General features: G+C 31.0%; 14 protein-coding genes. 4 read left to right on the plus strand and 10 right to left on the minus strand.

What is annotated here, in order from left to right:
• Nucleotides 1–179 precede the first annotated feature (179 nt).
• The gene (gene melA / locus KEC93_RS22065; RefSeq protein WP_077869585.1) at nt 180–1,505 is read left to right on the plus strand and encodes an alpha-glucosidase/alpha-galactosidase; all 1,326 of its coding nucleotides are present in this window, start codon (nt 180–182) and stop codon (nt 1,503–1,505) included.
• A 70-nt stretch (nt 1,506–1,575) separates the two neighbouring features.
• Here the strand turns inward: melA and KEC93_RS22070 are convergent, their stop codons facing one another.
• The gene (locus tag KEC93_RS22070; protein ID WP_077869584.1) at nt 1,576–3,009 is read right to left on the minus strand and encodes a PTS transporter subunit EIIC; all 1,434 of its coding nucleotides are present in this window, start codon (nt 3,007–3,009) and stop codon (nt 1,576–1,578) included.
• A 37-nt stretch (nt 3,010–3,046) separates the two neighbouring features.
• The gene (locus KEC93_RS22075) at nt 3,047–5,233 is read right to left on the minus strand and encodes an alpha-galactosidase (protein ID WP_077869583.1); all 2,187 of its coding nucleotides are present in this window, start codon (nt 5,231–5,233) and stop codon (nt 3,047–3,049) included.
• Nucleotides 5,234–5,484: 251 nt separating this feature from the next.
• Here KEC93_RS22075 and KEC93_RS22080 point away from each other — a divergent pair, with 251 nt between their 5' ends.
• A complete protein-coding gene (locus tag KEC93_RS22080) occupies nt 5,485–6,315 on the plus strand; it encodes an AraC family transcriptional regulator (protein WP_077869582.1) in 831 nt (276 codons plus the stop codon).
• Between the two features lie 271 nt (nt 6,316–6,586).
• On the opposite strand, the gene KEC93_RS22085 is transcribed toward KEC93_RS22080, so the two are convergent.
• From KEC93_RS22085 to KEC93_RS22105, 5 genes are all read right to left on the minus strand, one after another.
• The gene (locus KEC93_RS22085) at nt 6,587–7,201 is read right to left on the minus strand and encodes a YczE/YyaS/YitT family protein (protein ID WP_077869581.1); all 615 of its coding nucleotides are present in this window, start codon (nt 7,199–7,201) and stop codon (nt 6,587–6,589) included.
• Between the two features lie 112 nt (nt 7,202–7,313).
• Entirely contained in the window at nt 7,314–8,141 is an 828-nt protein-coding gene (locus tag KEC93_RS22090; RefSeq protein ID WP_077842397.1) for a carbohydrate ABC transporter permease, read from the minus strand.
• 17 nt (nt 8,142–8,158) lie between these two features.
• Complete coding sequence (locus KEC93_RS22095) at nt 8,159–9,091, minus strand: carbohydrate ABC transporter permease (protein ID WP_077869580.1); 933 nt, start codon at nt 9,089–9,091, stop codon at nt 8,159–8,161.
• A gap of 90 nt (nt 9,092–9,181) precedes the next feature.
• Entirely contained in the window at nt 9,182–10,465 is a 1,284-nt protein-coding gene (locus KEC93_RS22100; RefSeq protein WP_077869579.1) for an ABC transporter substrate-binding protein, read from the minus strand.
• A gap of 481 nt (nt 10,466–10,946) precedes the next feature.
• Nucleotides 10,947–13,133 carry an alpha-galactosidase gene (locus KEC93_RS22105; RefSeq protein ID WP_077869578.1) on the minus strand — a complete coding sequence of 729 codons (2,187 nt, stop codon included), beginning with the start codon at nt 13,131–13,133 and terminating at the stop codon, nt 10,947–10,949.
• A gap of 243 nt (nt 13,134–13,376) precedes the next feature.
• Between KEC93_RS22105 and KEC93_RS22110 the strand changes: the two genes are divergently transcribed.
• Nucleotides 13,377–14,237: an AraC family transcriptional regulator gene (locus tag KEC93_RS22110; protein WP_111944657.1), complete on the plus strand. Its 861-nt coding sequence runs from the start codon at nt 13,377–13,379 to the stop codon at nt 14,235–14,237.
• Between the two features lie 124 nt (nt 14,238–14,361).
• Here KEC93_RS22110 and gtfA read toward each other — a convergent pair whose 3' ends face one another.
• Nucleotides 14,362–15,780 carry a sucrose phosphorylase gene (gene gtfA, locus KEC93_RS22115; protein ID WP_077869577.1) on the minus strand — a complete coding sequence of 473 codons (1,419 nt, stop codon included), beginning with the start codon at nt 15,778–15,780 and terminating at the stop codon, nt 14,362–14,364.
• A 274-nt stretch (nt 15,781–16,054) separates the two neighbouring features.
• Here gtfA and KEC93_RS22120 point away from each other — a divergent pair, with 274 nt between their 5' ends.
• Entirely contained in the window at nt 16,055–16,375 is a 321-nt protein-coding gene (locus KEC93_RS22120) for a YddF family protein (RefSeq protein WP_077869576.1), read from the plus strand.
• 273 nt (nt 16,376–16,648) lie between these two features.
• On the opposite strand, the gene splB is transcribed toward KEC93_RS22120, so the two are convergent.
• Both splB and KEC93_RS22130 read right to left on the minus strand, forming a co-directional pair.
• A complete protein-coding gene (splB, locus tag KEC93_RS22125; protein WP_077869575.1) occupies nt 16,649–17,671 on the minus strand; it encodes a spore photoproduct lyase in 1,023 nt (340 codons plus the stop codon).
• A 134-nt stretch (nt 17,672–17,805) separates the two neighbouring features.
• Entirely contained in the window at nt 17,806–18,324 is a 519-nt protein-coding gene (locus KEC93_RS22130) for a hypothetical protein (RefSeq protein WP_077869574.1), read from the minus strand.
• Nucleotides 18,325–18,393: the final 69 nt, after the last annotated feature.

An 18,393-nucleotide genomic window follows, 5' to 3' on the forward strand; every position in this document is an offset into this window, starting at 1 on the left:
AACTAAATTTATGTAATAAACTAAAAAAATCATAAATCCACTTTTAATTTTTATTAATAAAAATATACAAACATTCAACATAAGCACAATTTTTAGAAACATAGAACATAGAAAGTATACATTTACAATTATATAATTTAGTTATAATAAAATCAAAATTACTCAAGGAGGATGATTATATGAAAATTACATTTATGGGAGCTGGAAGTACTGTATTTGCAAGAAATGTGTTAGGTGATTGTATGTGCACAGAAGCACTACGAGATAGTGAAATTGCACTTTATGATATTGATGAGGAAAGATTAAAGGAAAGTGAAATAATCCTAAATGCAATCAACAAAAATATAAATAATGGCAGGGCTAATATAAAATGTTTTTTAGGCGTTGAAAATAGAAAGCTAGCACTTAAAGATGCAACTTTTGTGGTTAATGCTATTCAGGTTGGAGGATATGATCCTTGCACAATCACAGATTTCGAAATTCCTAAAAAATATGGTTTAAAACAAACTATTGCAGATACAATGGGAATTGGTGGAATTATGAGAGCTCTAAGAACAATTCCTATAATGGCTGACTTTGCAAAAGATATGGAAGAAGTATGCCCTGATGCATATTTCTTAAACTATACTAATCCAATGGCTATGCTTACAGGTTTTATGCAACGTTTCACTAAAGTAAAAACAATTGGACTTTGTCATAGTGTACAAGTATGTTCAGAACATTTGTTAAAAGATTTAGGCATGGAAGATAAACTAGAAGGTAGAAAAGAGCTAATTGCTGGTATTAATCATATGGGTTGGTTATTAGAAATATATGATAAAGCAGGCAATGATTTATATCCTGAGATTAGAAAAAGAGCTGAGCTAAAAAATTCTGGTGAAGAAAAACATAAAGACATGGTTCGTTATGAATACATCAAACACCTTGGATACTATTGCACTGAGTCAAGCGAACATAATGCGGAGTATAATTCTTTTTTCATTAAATCAAAATATCCAGAACTAATTGATAGATTTAATATCCCCCTAGATGAATATCCAAGAAGATGCATTGAACAAATTGAGGGTTGGCAAAAAGAGAAAAATGAAATATTACGTGATGGTAAAGTTACACATGAACGTTCAAAAGAATATGCATCTTATATTATGGAAGCAATTGTAACTAATACCCCTTATAAAATTGGTGGTAATGTGCTAAATACTGGACTCATTGATAATTTACCAGCTGATGCATGTGTAGAAGTTCCTTGTATGGTCGACGCTATGGGAATTCATGCAACTCATGTAGGAAAACTTCCAACTCAACTTGCTGCCATGAATATGAGTAATATAAACTCTCAATTATTGACAATTGAAGCAGCAGTTACAAAAGATAGACGTAAAATCTATCAAGCTGCCATGATGGATCCACATACAGCTGCTGAACTATCCATTGATGATATTATAAAAATGTGTGATGAAATGATCGAAGCTCATGGAGATTATATGAAAGACTTTAATGTTTAAACACTATATTATTAAAAATCCCCTAAAAACATTCACCTAATCCTTTTAGGGGATTTTCTTTCTTCTTAACTTATTTAGAGACTTTCCCTTTTAATATTATTTTTCCATATAATATTGTAAATAATGCTCCACATGATATTGCAATACAATGTGCTATTATGTAATTTACATACCCCTTATTTGCACTTGATGCTATTGCAAAACCAGGAACACCTGTAGTTCCAAATCCTATTGAAACTAGTTTACTAATGTAAACATAACCTCCTGCAATTGCTGCTCCCAAGCAGCCTGCAACTAAAGGAAATTTGTTTCTTAAGTTCACACCGAAAATTGCTGGTTCTGATATTCCAAATAATGTTGAAGTAAATGCTGGAATTGCAAGTTCTCTTATTTTTATGTCTTTCCAATGCAGTGCTAAGTATCCTAAAACCGCTCCACCTTGAGCTGCTACTGCAACTGACATTAATGGATTCAAGAAGTTTGTGCCTGTATCTGCTAAAAGTTGACTTTCAATAGCACCTAAAATATGATGTATTCCTGTAATAACTATTATTTGCTGTACTCCTGCAAAAAACATATATCCAAAAATGCCAAAACTTTGAGTTATCCATAGTAATCCCATTGTTACTCCACTAGCCAAAGCACGTCCTACTGGTCCTATAATTGTGAATAGTAAGAACGAAGCAACAAAGACTGTAAGCATTGGTGATACTAGTAACTTAACGCTGTTGTGAACTTTTCTATCAAAGAAGGTATCAAGTTTTGCAACCACAAATCCCATCATTAAAGCAATAATTATTCCACCCTGAAAGCCAACTAATTTTATATTAAGTCCTATGACATTTATGATATCTGGATTTACAGCACCTTTAGCGGCTTCATAGGCATCTGCTAAATTGCTATTTAACATAACTGCTCCGATAACCAATCCTAATACTGGTTTTCCGCCATATCTTCTAGTAGCAGAATACACAACTATTAATGGCAGAATACTAAAAACACTAGATGAAACTATGCTAACAAACCTATTTACACCTGATAAAGCTGGATATATTTGAATAATTGATTTTTCTCCAAATAGTCCCGCCTGTCCAAGTAATCCTGATAATCCCATTAGTAATGCTGCTGCAAGTATTCCCGGCATAATATCAATAAATACATCTGATAAGGATTTAATTCCTCTTTGTAATGGATTAAGCTTCTGAGCTGATTTACTCTTTACGTCAGATAAGGACATATTCTCTATTCCTACTAATTTAGAAAAAACCTCGTAAACTTCAGTTACAAGTCCAGCTCCAAAAATAATTTGAAGCTGGTCTCCAACTATAAATACTCCTTTAACTAATTCAATATTGTCTAGTTTATCCATCTTAGCTTTAATATTATCATCTAAAACTATTCTAAGTCTTGTTGCACAATGAGCAACACCTTGTATATTATCTTTTCCACCGATATTCTGTATAATTTCTTCAGAAATTTTTAGATACCTCTCTTGTTTACCCATAATTTATCTTCCTTTCGTATTATACATCTTGCAGAATTTATATCTTTTTGAATCTCCATTGAATGCTAAGAAAATCTTGCTTTACCCTTTCAATGGTAATCCCGACATTCATTAATTCATCTCCACCAAATATCTCTCCTGTTGAAATATCTTGATAATCATATTCCGAATTCAACCCTTTAAATTTTATTGTTCTAATTGGCGCCGCTGGAAGTGATAGTATTCTAACATATGTTGCTACAAATTCACTTTTGTCATTAGACACAAAATTCCATGCAGCTTCATTTCCATCAAAAGGATTAAATATTCTATATAATTCTCCGAACTGTACTATTTCTCTTATATCATTATATAATTTAACTTGCTCTCTAACCATTTCTTTTTCTTCATTTGTAAGCTTTGTTAAATCTAATTCATACCCAAAATTTCCTGTCATAGCTACATGTCCTCTTGTCTCAAGTGGTGTTATTCTTCCAACTTGATGGTTTGGAGCAGTTGAAACATGCGCTCCCATAGTTATTGCTGGATATACAAAACTCGTGCCATATTGAATCTTTGTTCTACATATTGCATCGGTATTATCACTTGTCCAAGTCTGTGGCATATAATACAGCATTCCTGCATCAAATCTTCCACCACCACTCGAACAGCTTTCAAACAGTACATTAGGAAATCTACTTACTAGTTCCTCCATTACCCTATATAAACCTAAGATGTACCTATGACTTACTTCTTCCTGTCTTTCACAAGTCAATATTTCTGAGCCAATATCTGTAACATGACGATTCATATCCCATTTTACATAAGTTATTGGGGCGCTTGATAATATATTTGAGACTGATTCTATAATATAGCTACAAACTTCATCCCTCGATAGATCTAACACAAGCTGATTCCTTCCTAATGTATGAGGTCTGTTTGGAACGTGTATACACCAATCTGGATGTTTTCTATACAAATCACTATCTATAGATACCATTTCTGGTTCAAACCAAATTCCAAACTCCATTCCAATACTTGTTATTTTATTTGCCAGTGCCTCTAATCCATTTGGAAGCTTACGTTTGTCTACAATCCAATCTCCTAAAGAGCTATTATCATCATCTCTCCTTCCAAACCATCCATCATCTAATACAAAGAGTTCTATTCCAAGCTCTCTTCCTTCTTTAGCTATACTTTCAATCTTCTCTTCATCAAAGTCGAAATACGTTGCCTCCCAATTATTTATGAGAATAGGCCTTACTTTATTTTTAAATTTTCCCCGGCATAAATTTTGACTGTACAATTTATGGTAGATCCTAGACATTTCTCCTATTCCATTTTGTGTATAAACCATGACAGCTTCTGGTGTTTGGAATCCTTTTCCAACTTCTAGAAGCCATGAAAAATCAAAAGGATTTATTCCCATAGATACTCTAGTATTATTATAAGAATCTACTTGTACTTGGGCTGTAAAATTTCCACTATAAACCAAATTAAAACTATATACTTCTCCACTATCTTCTGTTGTGTCTTTCCTAACTAATGCTAAAAAAGGAGCTTGCTGTGGGCTGCTTGCTCCTCTGCAGCTATCTATAAGTTGTACTCCTGGTACAATCTTTCTTCTTGCTATATTCTTTTCATTATTGTGAGCTCCATATAGAGTTATCATTTCAAAATCATCATCTCTAAAATCAACACTCATACTTAATGCTCTAAGAAGCCTTATACTTTCTTTTCCTTTATTACTAAAGCTAACACTTCTAGTTATTACATCCAGTTCTTTAAATAATGTATAACTTAAAGTAACTTCTAACCCAATCACAACATCTTCCATAATAATTTCAAGAGTTTCCGCTTCATCTATATAATTTGCATAAGTAGCAGGCAAACCTTCAAGCTCTCGTTTTCCTTTATATAATCCATATCCCTTATATCGAAGATCTGAAATTCTATATCCATCATTAATTCTGACCTGATACGCTGGAATTCTAAAATCTCCATTTCCAAATGCTTGATATTCTTGAGGGATAGTATCAAGGGAAAAAGTTCTGTCTTTATCGTCTGGATTGGGAGAAAATCCTCTATCCATAAATACTATTTGATTACTTCCTCTATATTTATTGATTCTTTTACCCCAGTATAAATGTGCTAAATACCCATCTCTTATTACTTGCATTACATAACTAGTATTCTTCCCCTGCAAATGAAACAGTAATTTTTCTTCGTTTATCTTTATATTCATATGTATCTCCTAATCTATCTTTAAAATTCTATTTGGTTTAAATATTCAAAATATATTATTTTAAAATTGTGCACTAATTTTAAAGTAATATGGAATTAAATATTTTATACTTTAATTTTAATTGTTTACATGATATATTTATATAGAAAAATGTAGACTCAAAAAGCATTCCTGTGACAACTAATATTTTTATTCAAAATCTTAAAAATATATAAACTAATATATGATTTTAATAATGAGAGGTATGAAAAATGGCTTTTGTTTTTTCTAATAACAATGATTACTCAAACATTGAACTTAACCTTTATACATGTGGCATAGAATCTTGCGAAAGTGAACATTCCTATGGCCCTGCTGTACGAAGTGGCTATATGATTCACTATGTACTTGATGGAAAAGGTACATATAAAGTTAATGGAAAAACCTATAACTTAGAAAAAAATCAAGGGTTTCTAATTGAACCAAATGTTCTAATATATTATAAAGCTGATAGAGCATTTCCTTGGAAGTACACTTGGATTGGATTTAATGGAATAAAAGCAAAAGATTATTTAAAGAGAACGACTCTATCTTCAGATAATCCTATCTTCTCTTTTCCCGAAAACAGTAATTTGCTTAATTCACTTAGTAATATTGTTGATTCATCAAAAACAACCTCTAATAGAAATTTAATTATTTTATCTAAGCTTTATGAATTTTTATATCTTCTATGCGAGAACTTCCCAAATCATGAAGTGATAACAACCGATCGACCAATAAATTATATTGAAGAAGCCTTATTTTTCATTCATCAAAATTATGCAGATAAAATAGCTATTAAGGACATTGCCGCTCATATCTGTATCGATCGTTCTTATTTACATAGAATATTTAAAAATTTCACAAATAAATCTCCACAGGAATATCTTCTTTCTCTACGAATGGAAAAAGCAGCTTCATTACTTCAAAACACTGAGCTGAGAATAAGCGATGTGTCTCGTTCTGTCGGTTACTCCGATCCACTTTTATTTTCTAAAACTTTCAAAAAATCAAAAGGATTAAGCCCTTCTGACTTTCGGTATAAATACTCAAACCTAGAATGATATCTTATATTTTTACTGAATAATATTTCTCTGCCATATAATATAAATATTCATATGAATATTTATATATTTAATTAAAGGCTGCTCCCACTTTATCTTGTCCTAATTATCAATTGGGACAGGTAAAAGTAAAGCAACCTTTAATCAAATTCTTTAAATAGGATATTTTCTACTGCTCAATTTGGATATATCTATGTAATTTAATTATATGAGCAAATTAATGATTTGAAATATTTTTATACATTCTTACGCAAATATATTAAGATAATATTTATTTAAAAGATAAACTCTTTGAACAAATACGTGTTATTATTTTATTTATAATATCTATTAACGGACCTACAAAAAGTGTAGCAGCTATAGTGCCAATTCCTATAGGCCCTTTCAAAATAAATGCAATTATAATACATATTCCGTCTATAGAAAGTTTTGCTTTCATTAAACTTATACTCTTTTCTTCTGTAAGTGCTACCATTAAGTCATCTGTTGGATTCACAGGCAACTTCGGAATAATATATATTGATATTCCAGTTGCAATTAGGAATATTCCAATGAAATATATAACTACTTTCTCATAGGTTGTGCTAAACACTATTCTTTCAGTTATCATTACCCACATATCTGTAAAAATCCCTATTAGTATTGAAGTTAAAAATGTAGTGAATTTTAGAAACCTTTTTCTTACCATTGACGAAATAACAGCAACAACAAAAGATGTTATCCATATTGCTATTGAAACATTAACCTTTAGCAAGTTAGCTAATCCAAAATTTATAGAATCATATGCTCCCGCTCCAACTTCTGATTTAACTGTCAATGATACTCCTAACGTCATTAATACAATCCCACTCAAAAATACCATAAATTGTTTTACATTATATTTCATATTCTTTGCCATCCGATATTCTTAAGATTTTACTTTGATAATCAGATATTAGGTATATTTATTGCTTCTTGCGCTTTTCCAAATAGCTGTAACTCTTCTATATGAATCATTCTTAGCTCTTTGAACCAGTACTAGCAATCCCCTCAATAAACTGTCTTTGGAATATGATAAATAATAAAAGCATTGGCCATATAGCTATCATCGAACCTGCCATTAGTTGCGGAAAGTTTGTTGAATATTGGCCTTGTAGTGATGCAAGACCTGATGATAACGGCATTTTATCTATCGAAACATTTACTATTAAAGGCCACATTAGATCTTTCCAAGCAAATAATGCAGTAAATATTCCAAGAGCTATTAACCCTGATCTAGTTAAAGGCATCATAATCTTCCAAAATATCTGCCATCTATTACACCCATCTAATATTGCGGCTTCTTCAAGCTCGTTTGGTATTCCAATAAAAAATTGTCTAAGCAAAAAGGTACCAAATGCGCTTACTATTCCAGGAATAACTAAGGCTGAAATTGTATTTAGTAATCCCAACTTTGAAACTATGTTATATTGAGGGATGATAAACAATTGTCCTGGTATCATCATTTGAATAAGTACAATCATGAAAAAGAAATTTTTACCTGGAAATTTTATTCTAGCAAAAGCGTATGCTGCCATTGCACTAAAAAATACTGAACCTAGTATTCTAAATATAAGCATTAGAATTGTATTTATATAGAATCGCCCAAAAGGTAGTAAGTCCCATACATCCTTATAGTTGCTAAACTTGAACTGTCTAGGAATAATTGTAGGTGGGACTTGTGTCGACTCAGTTAGATTCTTTAGAGATGTTATTATCATCCATATGAATGGAAGTAACATTGCTAAGGAACCTATTATTAATATACCATGAATTATGATTTTTTTTGATTTCAGACTTTCTTTCATAAAACTGCACCTCCTAACTATTGATAATGAACCCACTTCTTCTGTAACTTAAGCTGAATCACTGTAATTATTAAAATTATTATTAGCAATAACATAACTATTGCTGAACCATAACCTTTATCATTGGTAATAAAGGAATACTTATAGAATAAATAAACCAATGACTGAGTTTTTTCCATTGCAATATTAGTTTTATCAATCATCATAAATATATAATCAAACACTTGAAGTGAACTTATCATCGTTGTAACTACAACAAAGAACATTGTTGGAGATACTAAGGGAAATGTGATAGCGAAAAATTGCCTTATAGGTCCCGCCCCATCAATATCAGCAGCTTCGTAGAAGCTTTTTGGTATTTCCTGAAGACCTGCAAGTAAAATAACCATGTTATAGCCTATAGTACTCCATATGCCTACTACTATTACAGATATAAGAGCAATATTGGGATCAGTAAGCCATTTTACTCCCGATATTCCTACTAATGAAAGTAAATAATTAAACAAACCATAATCTGAACTATATAACCATCTCCAAACCATAGCTATAGCTGCTGGAGCTGAAACCATGGGAAGAAAATAAATTGTACGATAGATAGTTTTTCCCTTAATCTTTGAATTCAATAATACAGCAATGAATAAAGAAATAATTACACCTACTGGAACTGAAATAACTGTATATTCAAGGGTATTTATAACTGCATGCATCACACTTGAATCAGAAAACATACGTATATAGTTATCTAAGCCAACCCACTGATTCTTTCCGAAACCGCTAGTTTTAGTAAAACTCAAATAGCACGTTTGAATTAATGGCCATATATTTAATACAATAAGTCCTAATATGGTTGGAGCTATCATTAAATAAGCCCAACCATAATCACGTAAGTTCTTTCTATTTGTTTTCTTAACTTCATCTGTAACTTTTCGTGTGTCTCTTTCAATAACCATAATTCTATATTTCGCCTCCTCTTTATAATATTTATATCTTGGATCGATAACAGCCAACAACTAGTTTACTGACTGTTATCATTTAAATTCCTACTGTTCTGTAGCTAAAAGATCATTCATTTCCTTAGCCATTTGATTACACCCATCTTCTACTGATATGTCACCTGACCACATTTTAGAGAATATTTGTGTTTCTAATGGATCCCATTTTGATCTTGTTTCAGAATTAGGGAATATGTGTGCATATTCTAACATTTGCGGGTATACTTTTACATTAAATTGTTTGTTATTATCTATCCATGCTTGCTCAGTTCCTTTGAATGCTGGAATTGCTGCAGCTTTTTCAGCTTGAATAGCATTTGCCTCTTTTGTACCCATGAACTCTAAGAACTTCCAAGCCGCATCTGGATTCTTTGTTTTTGCTGAAACCGCATTTCCTAATCCGTTATACATAGTTGCTTTTTTCTTTCCAAAAGGAAGAATAGCTACATCACAATTTTTAGCTACATATTCATTTGCTTTAAATTCACTTACCATCCATGATCCAAAAAATGCCATAGCACCTTTTCCTGATTCAAAGTATTGATCACGGCTCGTATCTGCGAATTGTTGTACTGTTGGAGAAACCTTATACTTTTGACTAAAATCAACTGCAAATTGCATTGCCTCTTTAGTTTCTGGTTTATCATAACCTGATTTTTTCTTATCTGCAGATAAAACTTCTCCTCCATTTTGATAGATGAAGTCATAATAATTTTGTTGAGTATCCACAGGCGATAAGAATCCATATACTCCGTTTGCTGGATCGTTTAATTTCTGAGCTACTTCTAATAGCTTGTTCCAATCCCATGTTCCATCTGGATAAGGTATACCTTTGGCATCAAACATAGTCTTGTTATACCATAGAGCTATTGTGTCATAATCTTTTGGTATTGCATAATTCTTTCCTTTCGCAGTATATAAATCTACAAGATCCTTAGGAAAATTATCTAGATTTACATCGCTGCTATTCTTTAGCTTATCAGTAATATCCATTAGCGCGTCGCCGTTAGCATATTTCAAGAAATTACTTGAATGCATCCAGAAAACATCTGGTAGTGTTCCACTTGAAGCTCCAGCATCTAACTTAGTCCAATATTGATCCCATGGTGTGACTTCAACATTTACAGTAATGTTAGGGTTTTTTTCATGGAAAGCTGCTGCAATTGCTTCCATGCCTGGTTTTTGATTCTTATCCCAGATTGCATAAGTTAAAGTAACATCACCTTTCGAGCCCCCACCAGTGGAATTGGTTCCACCACACCCAACAACTAAAGTACTTACAGCCACAGTTGCTGCAATAATGCTTATAAATTTCTTAATGCTCTTTTTCATTATTTGACCCCCTGTTTTTAATTATGTTTGAATACATATCCTAATTCTTAGCACTGTTATTTATTCAATTGCCATACATAAATAATATTATATTGTACTTCTAATTCAAATGGTTTAATGTAATCGTTTGATGGTTAAATGTGTACAAGTGAAAACATTTTCTCCAGATACCTGTGTAAATTTTAGTTACTAATATTTAAACTTAAACTCGATATATGTTTAATTCAGTGAAACCAGTAATACTTCTAATAGATAAAGTTAAATGGCAGGCGGTCCCACTTCCCTACCTGCCCTTAATTTTATTAGTTCAAGCAAAAGCGAAACAACCTGCCGTTAAATGTTCTCTTCAATTAATTCTCACATACTTCTCAATAAACATTAATGTACTTTCTTTGCTTTCATGCATATTTAACAAAAACAATTTATCTTCATATCTCTATTATTATAAAATTCATAACTGATTATTTATAATAATAAAATTTTATATTTTTCTCAATATCCACTGTTTAGCTGCATAATCACCTTTAAGCTCTGGTATAACTAATCCAATATTCATTAATTCATCTCCGCCAAAAACTATCTCTTCATCAATTATTTGATATTTCGCATCATTTTCTAAGGCTGTGAGCTTTAGCGGTTTATTCCATTTATTTGGCTCGGCATATTGCTTAATGTAGCTTATGACAATTTCCTTTTTATCTTTTGAGATATTCATCCATGCAACTTCGTTACTTTCAAAAGGGCTTATTAATCTATAAGTGTCTCCAAACTGAACTGTTTCCCTTATTTGCTTGTATAACTCAACTTGATTTTTTATTGCTTCCTTTTCTGCTTCTGTCAACTTAGTAATATCAAGCTCATACCCAAAATTTCCTGACATAGCAACAATTCCTCTTGTTCCTATAGGAGTAACCCTTCCAACCTGATGATTTGGCACTGCTGATACGTGGCAGCCCATTGAAGCACTTGGGTAAACTAAGGATGTTCCAAATTGTATCTTAAGTCTTTCTATAGCATCGGTATCATCACTTGTCCAAGTTTGTGGCATATAGTACAGCATTCCTGGATCAAACCTACCGCCGCCTCCAGAACAGCTTTCAAATAATATCTCTGGGAACTTTGCTGTTATTTCCTCGAGTATTCTATATAAACCTAGCATATACCTATGTGCTGTTTCTCTTTGTCTTTCAGGTGGCAGTCCAAGTGAACCTATTTCACTCATATTTCTGTTCATATCCCATTTTACATATGAAATAGATGCATTCTTTAATACACTACTAACTGTTTCTATTATATAATCACATACCTCTTTTCTTGATAGATCTAATATAAGCTGTTCTCTAGCAGTTGACCTATTTCTACCTGGTATATGAATGCACCAGTCAGGATGATTTTTATATAATTCGCTGTTTGGAGATACCATTTCAGGTTCAAACCATAATCCAAATTGTAATCCTATTTCATTTATTTCTTTAGAAAGCTTTCCAAGTCCACCTTTTATTTTTTCTTCATTAACAAACCAATCACCTAAAGATGTGGTATCATCATCTCTCTTTCCAAACCAGCCATCATCAAGAACAAAAAGTTCTATTCCTAAATCACTTGCTTCACTAGCAATTTCCTTTATACTAGTTTCATTAAAATCAAAGTAAGTGGCTTCCCAATTATTTATAAGAATTGGTCTTACTTCATCTCTATATTTACCCCTGCATAAGCGTTTACCGTATAAATTATTATATATTTGAGACATTCCTGTTAATCCATCTGAAGAATATACGAGTACCGCTTCTGGAGCCTGAAACTCCTCATTTTTTTCTAATATCCAATTGAAATCAAAAGGATTCATACCAATCTGAGCTCTGGCTTTACTATACATATCAACTTCGATAGCAGCTAAAAAATTTCCACTATAAACTAAGCTAAATCCATAAACATCTCCATTTTGTTCACTTGCACCTTTTCGTGCTAATGCCATAAAAGGATTTTGAGCATGACTACTTGCTCCCCTTCTACTTTCTATTGACTGCATTCCAGACCTAAGGCCTGTTCTAACAATATGTCTTTCCCTTGCCCAAGCACCTGATAAATGTATAAAATCAAAATTATCTTCTTTAAAATCGACATTAGCACTTAAAACTCTCAATATATTTATATTTTCTTCACTCTCATTTACTATCCTAACTGATTTTGTTATTGAATCAAATTCTTCAAAAACACTATATGTTAATATAACCTTTACATTTTTTAGTTCATCTCGTAAATATATTTCTAAAGTTTCTGCTTCATCATCAGCTTCAACATAGGTTGATGGTAATCCTCTAAGAAAAGGCTTTCCTCTATAAATTTTATGGCCATCATACCTAAAATCAGTAGCTGAAGTTCCATCTTTAAACTGAATTTCTATTGCTGGTGAACGTAAATCAGTACTTCCATATCCAGGGTATTCCTGAGACACCGCTTCCAATTGAAAAGTCCCTATACTATCTGTATTAGTAAGAAAACTTCCCCATAAATTTTTTTCAATAAGGTAATCTAAATTATTAGTATTTATTTTTCTCCCCCAGTATAGGTAAGTTAAATGGTTAGTTTCTAACACTTTTGCTATATAACTTGTTTTTTGGGTTTTTAGATGAAATGTTCTTGTATTCTTTTCATAAATAATTGCCATATTAATTCCTCCATTTAATATATACTCTTTGGATACAACTATTTTCAGAACATATTTACTTTAGTAAACTAGTTGATAAATAATTCTGTTAATGTTATCATTTCCTCATAGATTTTTTTAGACTAAGTTTATCTATGTATTCATTATAATTACATGAAAGAGCGAATTATATGGTGTTATGTATATTGCTTATGTAGAAATGTTATGTTTTGCGACTACCAACTTAAGGAGTGTGTAAATATCATGGAAATTAAATATGAAGAAAGTAACAAATCAAAATATCTTGAACCACAAAAGAAACAATCTGTAGACTTGTTTCTGTGCTATTGCGGTTCAGAAAATTGTACTCCTGGTTATTCATATGGTCCAGCAATAAGGCCTCAATATTTAATTCACTATATAATTGACGGGGAAGGTTCCTACACTGTTAATAACACAACATATAAACTTAAGAAAAACCAAGGCTTTTTGATTTGTCCAAATGTTTTAACTTATTATAAAGCAGATGAGAATAATCCTTGGACCTATATGTGGGTTGGTTTTAATGGTGTTAAAGCTCAAACTTATTTAAATTATGCAAATCTAAATGAAGAAAATCTTATATTTGAATATTCAAAAGACGACTCCTTAAAAAACTACATTTCTGAAATGCTTAAATTAAAAGAAATGGATTATTCGAATGAATTAAAACTTGAAGGACTTTTATATTTCTTTATGTCTGCATTAGCTGAAACAAGAAAAGACTCTTATAATATAAAAACCTATAAAAGTACTGAATTATATTTAGAAAAATCTATAGAATTTATAGAAAATAATTACTCAAACAATATAAAAATAAATGATATCGCCAGTTATATTGGTATAAACAGAAGCTATCTTGCAAACATTTTTAAGAGAAATATTAATATGTCACCACAAGAATTTTTAGTAAACTATAAAATAGATAAGGCTTGCGAGCTTCTAAAAAATACAGATTTATCAATTAAGGCTATTGCCGCCTCAGTAGGTTACACTGATCCACTAACCTTTTCTAAAATATTCAAAAAAATTATAGGTAATAACCCAAAAAGTTATAGGGAAAGTGCTTTTCCTAATAAAATATAGTTATTTAGCTAAAAATACGCCATTCTAAAAATTAGATGACGTATTTTTTCCGGATTAGAGCAATTATTCCTCATTAAATAATAACTATTGATTATCTACAATGATATAAACTTAGAAATTACTACTATGCTTCAATAGTGAATTCATGAGTTTTTAAATCAGCTTTTATAATTGCAATGTGTTCTCCGCATTTTCTAGTTATTACAAGTTTACTTCCATCAACTTCAGTAATACATTCTCCCTCTAATCCAAAAGCAAGATTATTATTTCTAAATTTCATTAAATCTCTCATATCATTTACTATTTTTCTGTTTTTAAAATTTTCTCTGATTTCTTCCTTTGAGTAATAATGACGATTTATATCTCTTCCATTCTTAGTTGATTCCATTAGCTCAATATCATTTTCACCTGCAAGCATTCCTACATAATAAACTTGCGGTATACCTGGTGCGAAGAATTGTATTGCACGAGCTAATAAATATGCTTTATCATTATTTCCTAATGCTGAATAATAAGTACAATTAACTTGATAAATATCTAAGTTATTGTAGGCTGCTGTATTGTAAATCTTTTTAACATTTGCACCTTTTGTGAACATAGCTTCCTTAGTTTCTTCTATTTCTTCATCTGTCATTAAGTCCTTTACATCAACAATACCAATGCCATCATGAGTATCTAAAGTTGTAAATTGCTTCATTGGACTCATATCAAGCCATCTCTTTAAATTATCACCTTTCCCTGAATATAAAGCATTTAAAACCAAAACTGGAAGAGCAAAATCATAAATCCAAAAACCTTTTTCTGAAATCTTATGTTGTATAGTATAGTGTTCATGAATTTCTGGTAATATGTCTACCCCATATTCTTTAACCGTATCTTGAATTTCATAAAGTAAATTCCACATTTCTGGCTCAATGAAGAAACAGCTTGTCCCCGATTTCTTTATAGCATATGCAAAAGCATCTAAACGAATAATTGATGCTCCATTTTTACACATTGATATTAGTGTATCTTTAATAAATTCTCTTGCAACTTTTGAATCCATGTTTAAATCAATTTGTTCCTCTGCAAAAGTGCACCAGACTTTTTCCTTGCTTCCATCTTTAAATTCAACTTCATAGTAAGGTGCTCTTGGTTTTCTTTTATAAATTGCACCTACTTGTTCATCGGTTGGCTCACCATTTTCCCAAAAGTCTTTATATCTTATAAAAAAATCCTTATATTTTGATTCATCTTTCTTTTCTTGAAAGTCCTTAAAGAATTCAGATTGCCTTGAAATATGATTCACCATGAAATCATACATTAAATATTTATCCTTACTTATTTCTTTAACATCGTCAATTGTACCAAAGGCTTCATCTACCACATCATACCTCATAGGTGCAAAGCCTCTATCTCCTGATGACGGAAAGAAAGGTAGTATGTGAACACCTCCTATTGCATCAGAATAATGTTCATCTAAAACATCCTTTAATTCCCTTAAATTCTTTCCTAAACTATCTGCATAAGTTATTAGCATAATTTCATTTTTGATTTTACTCATAATATACTCTCTCCTATTCTCTAATTAGGGTTACCTCTTCCAAAACATTAAAATTTGAAACTAGAAATTAATGTGGAAACGATAACTATTCTAACTAGATTATATATATACTACTTCAATAATAATATATTATTATGTAGCAAAAGTATGGAGAAATGTTATATTCCCAAACATCATTCTAATAATCCTTGAAAATATATTGATTTTGCAATATAAATTAAATGACTGACAAATATAGGATTTATGTAGTAATATATTATTAGAGGTGATGAACATGAAGGTTGCGATATTTAATGGAACTGTTGCTACAACAAATGGTGTTTATAAGATAAGTGATATAGATGTGGAATCTGCAAAAAAGCTTTTATATAAGGACGGATTCATATCTGCAATAGGACACGAATCAACAGCAGAGGCTATCGCAGATACACTTAATATGGATATCAAAATGAATCGTGTGAATTTTAAACAAGAAGTTGGTCAAAAAGCTATAGTTTTTAAATTAAATGTGAGACCTCCAGAGGGATCAGTCTTATCAAGAGATGAAATAGAAAAAATAGGCTACTCATTTAAATTAATGGAGAGATTAGAATGAATATAAAATTTTTAACTTAGAATTGTATTTGAACTTATTGAACGTACAGATACTCTTACTCTGAAAAGATAAATGGTATCGCAAAAGATTCTAAAAAGCAGTTCTTTCCAATTTAGCTTGTTAAAATAAAATTAAGTATGATGAATTGGATGATACCTGCTTTTTAGTGTTTTCAATTATATTCCAGTAGTCCTATGGAATATTACATCTATTAAATATAAAACCCACACTGCATTTCAGTATATAAACTTAAATCTACGCCCTGTTATTTATCTATATAACATACTTAATTTCTTTATTTTCAAATAAGTCCTCTATTTCTTTTATAAAGAATTGTTTCATTTCATCTATATTTTCTTTTGGATAAACATACTTTCCATATCCAAATTGACCATATTTGAATTTACGCTCTTCATCACTCATTGGTAATTCACTTTCTGGAAAAACCTGAAGTATTATATTTTTTGCTGCTTTAGTGTAACGATGCGATATTATCTCAAAGGTCACTGGAGTTTTTAAATCCTTTGGCAGATTTTTACTTAAACTTAGTAATAAATCATGATATTCTTCTTTCCAATTTGGATAAATGAACACAGGTGCAACTAAAAAACCAATTGGATATCCTGCTTTAGCCGCCTTTATACTAGCTTCTATCCTTAAGTCACGTGAAGCTGTTGCATGCTCATACTTATTAATAACTGATGATGTATTAATGCTAAATCTCATTTCAGTATGACCATTATGTTCTAAATCCAATAGTGAATCTATATCGTTATACTTTGTCACGAATCTAAATCTAGCATTCTCATGCTTACCAAAAAATACGATAGCCTTTTCAAGTGAATGAGTATAAGGTTCCACTGGTATTGGATCTGATGTAGCTGCACCTTCAAATATGGTTATTTCAGGCAACCTTTCATCTATATACTTCTGAGCTTGACTTAAAATCTCATCAATATTTACATGTACCTTCACAAAAGGTTTATCTCCGAGTTTTGTATTTAAATAACAATATTCACATTGCCCCATACACCCTGATATTAGTGGTAATTGATAATGAGCCGAAGGCTTACAAGATTGAAATTTCAGACTCTTCTTTGTTCCAACCACTAAAGTCTTTTTTCCTTCCCTATACTGAGCATAAAAATCTTCTCCGGGAATATGCTGTTTCAATTTATTTGAAGTAATATTGATAATTTCAACATCCTCTTTATCTTTAAATTTGTTTAAAATATTTTTGGCTGTCTCATAATCTAATGAATCTTTTTCAAATATAACTCTTTTAGGTATAAACATATTTTTTCAAAAAACCAGCATATATACGCTGGTTCTTTTTCTCCTCTCTTTATATTTATTTATATTGTGTGTTTGTTTATATAAAGCTAGTATTTGCTAAAAATTATATTATATATACCTAAATTTACTTTTAATTACTTGATATTATTTTGTGTCTTATAATTGTTTATTCTATCCTTAAGCTCGTTTACATTGGGTTTCCTATCTATTGATATTTCTTGCTTATTATCCAATTTATAAATAACAGGAACTGGCTCCCCTTCTTTTAAGAACTCTAATTCTGCATAACGAATGCCTGTTGTTACTTGCCCTAAAAACTTATTTCCATTCTGCTCCAAAACATCAAGTTCCAATTTAACTTCTTCTAATTTTCTTGAATACTTCTTCCCGGTTTCTGTTACCTTTCTAATAAGTCCTACACTTTTAACCCCATTAGCCAAAGCTTTCTTATATCTTACTTCCCTTGAAATCATTGTTATAATTATTATCGCTAAAGGAATAAGTAATGCTAACGTTGGAATCATTAATGGCAATCCAGCACTAACCCCTCGCTCATTTGTTTTAGTTAAAAAATTCTGCATAATAATAAATAAGCTAAAACCAGTGGCTGCTACAATTAAAATTGCTGATAGATAATTTTTATCTTGTTTCATATTTGTTCTCCTTTTTTATATTTTAATATAAATTTTAATACTTTATTTATAAAAATTTTTCTTATTTTA

The sequence above is a fragment of the Clostridium beijerinckii genome, assembly GCF_018223745.1.
In the GTDB taxonomy this organism is placed as follows: domain Bacteria; phylum Bacillota; class Clostridia; order Clostridiales; family Clostridiaceae; genus Clostridium; species Clostridium beijerinckii.

Coding starts and splice junctions, on each gene's coding strand:
- KEC93_RS22090 (WP_077842397.1), bottom strand. CDS start 8,141: ATGAAAGAAAGTCTGAAATCAAAAAAAATCATAATTCATGGTATATTA.
- splB (WP_077869575.1), bottom strand. CDS start 17,671: ATGTTTATACCTAAAAGAGTTATATTTGAAAAAGATTCATTAGATTAT.
- KEC93_RS22075 (WP_077869583.1), bottom strand. CDS start 5,233: ATGAATATAAAGATAAACGAAGAAAAATTACTGTTTCATTTGCAGGGG.
- KEC93_RS22130 (WP_077869574.1), bottom strand. CDS start 18,324: ATGAAACAAGATAAAAATTATCTATCAGCAATTTTAATTGTAGCAGCC.
- KEC93_RS22100 (WP_077869579.1), bottom strand. CDS start 10,465: ATGAAAAAGAGCATTAAGAAATTTATAAGCATTATTGCAGCAACTGTG.
- KEC93_RS22120 (WP_077869576.1), top strand. CDS start 16,055: ATGAAGGTTGCGATATTTAATGGAACTGTTGCTACAACAAATGGTGTT.
- KEC93_RS22070 (WP_077869584.1), bottom strand. CDS start 3,009: ATGGGTAAACAAGAGAGGTATCTAAAAATTTCTGAAGAAATTATACAG.
- melA (WP_077869585.1), top strand. CDS start 180: ATGAAAATTACATTTATGGGAGCTGGAAGTACTGTATTTGCAAGAAAT.
- KEC93_RS22085 (WP_077869581.1), bottom strand. CDS start 7,201: ATGAAATATAATGTAAAACAATTTATGGTATTTTTGAGTGGGATTGTA.
- KEC93_RS22110 (WP_111944657.1), top strand. CDS start 13,377: ATGGAAATTAAATATGAAGAAAGTAACAAATCAAAATATCTTGAACCA.
- KEC93_RS22095 (WP_077869580.1), bottom strand. CDS start 9,091: ATGGTTATTGAAAGAGACACACGAAAAGTTACAGATGAAGTTAAGAAA.
- gtfA (WP_077869577.1), bottom strand. CDS start 15,780: ATGAGTAAAATCAAAAATGAAATTATGCTAATAACTTATGCAGATAGT.
- KEC93_RS22105 (WP_077869578.1), bottom strand. CDS start 13,133: ATGGCAATTATTTATGAAAAGAATACAAGAACATTTCATCTAAAAACC.
- KEC93_RS22080 (WP_077869582.1), top strand. CDS start 5,485: ATGGCTTTTGTTTTTTCTAATAACAATGATTACTCAAACATTGAACTT.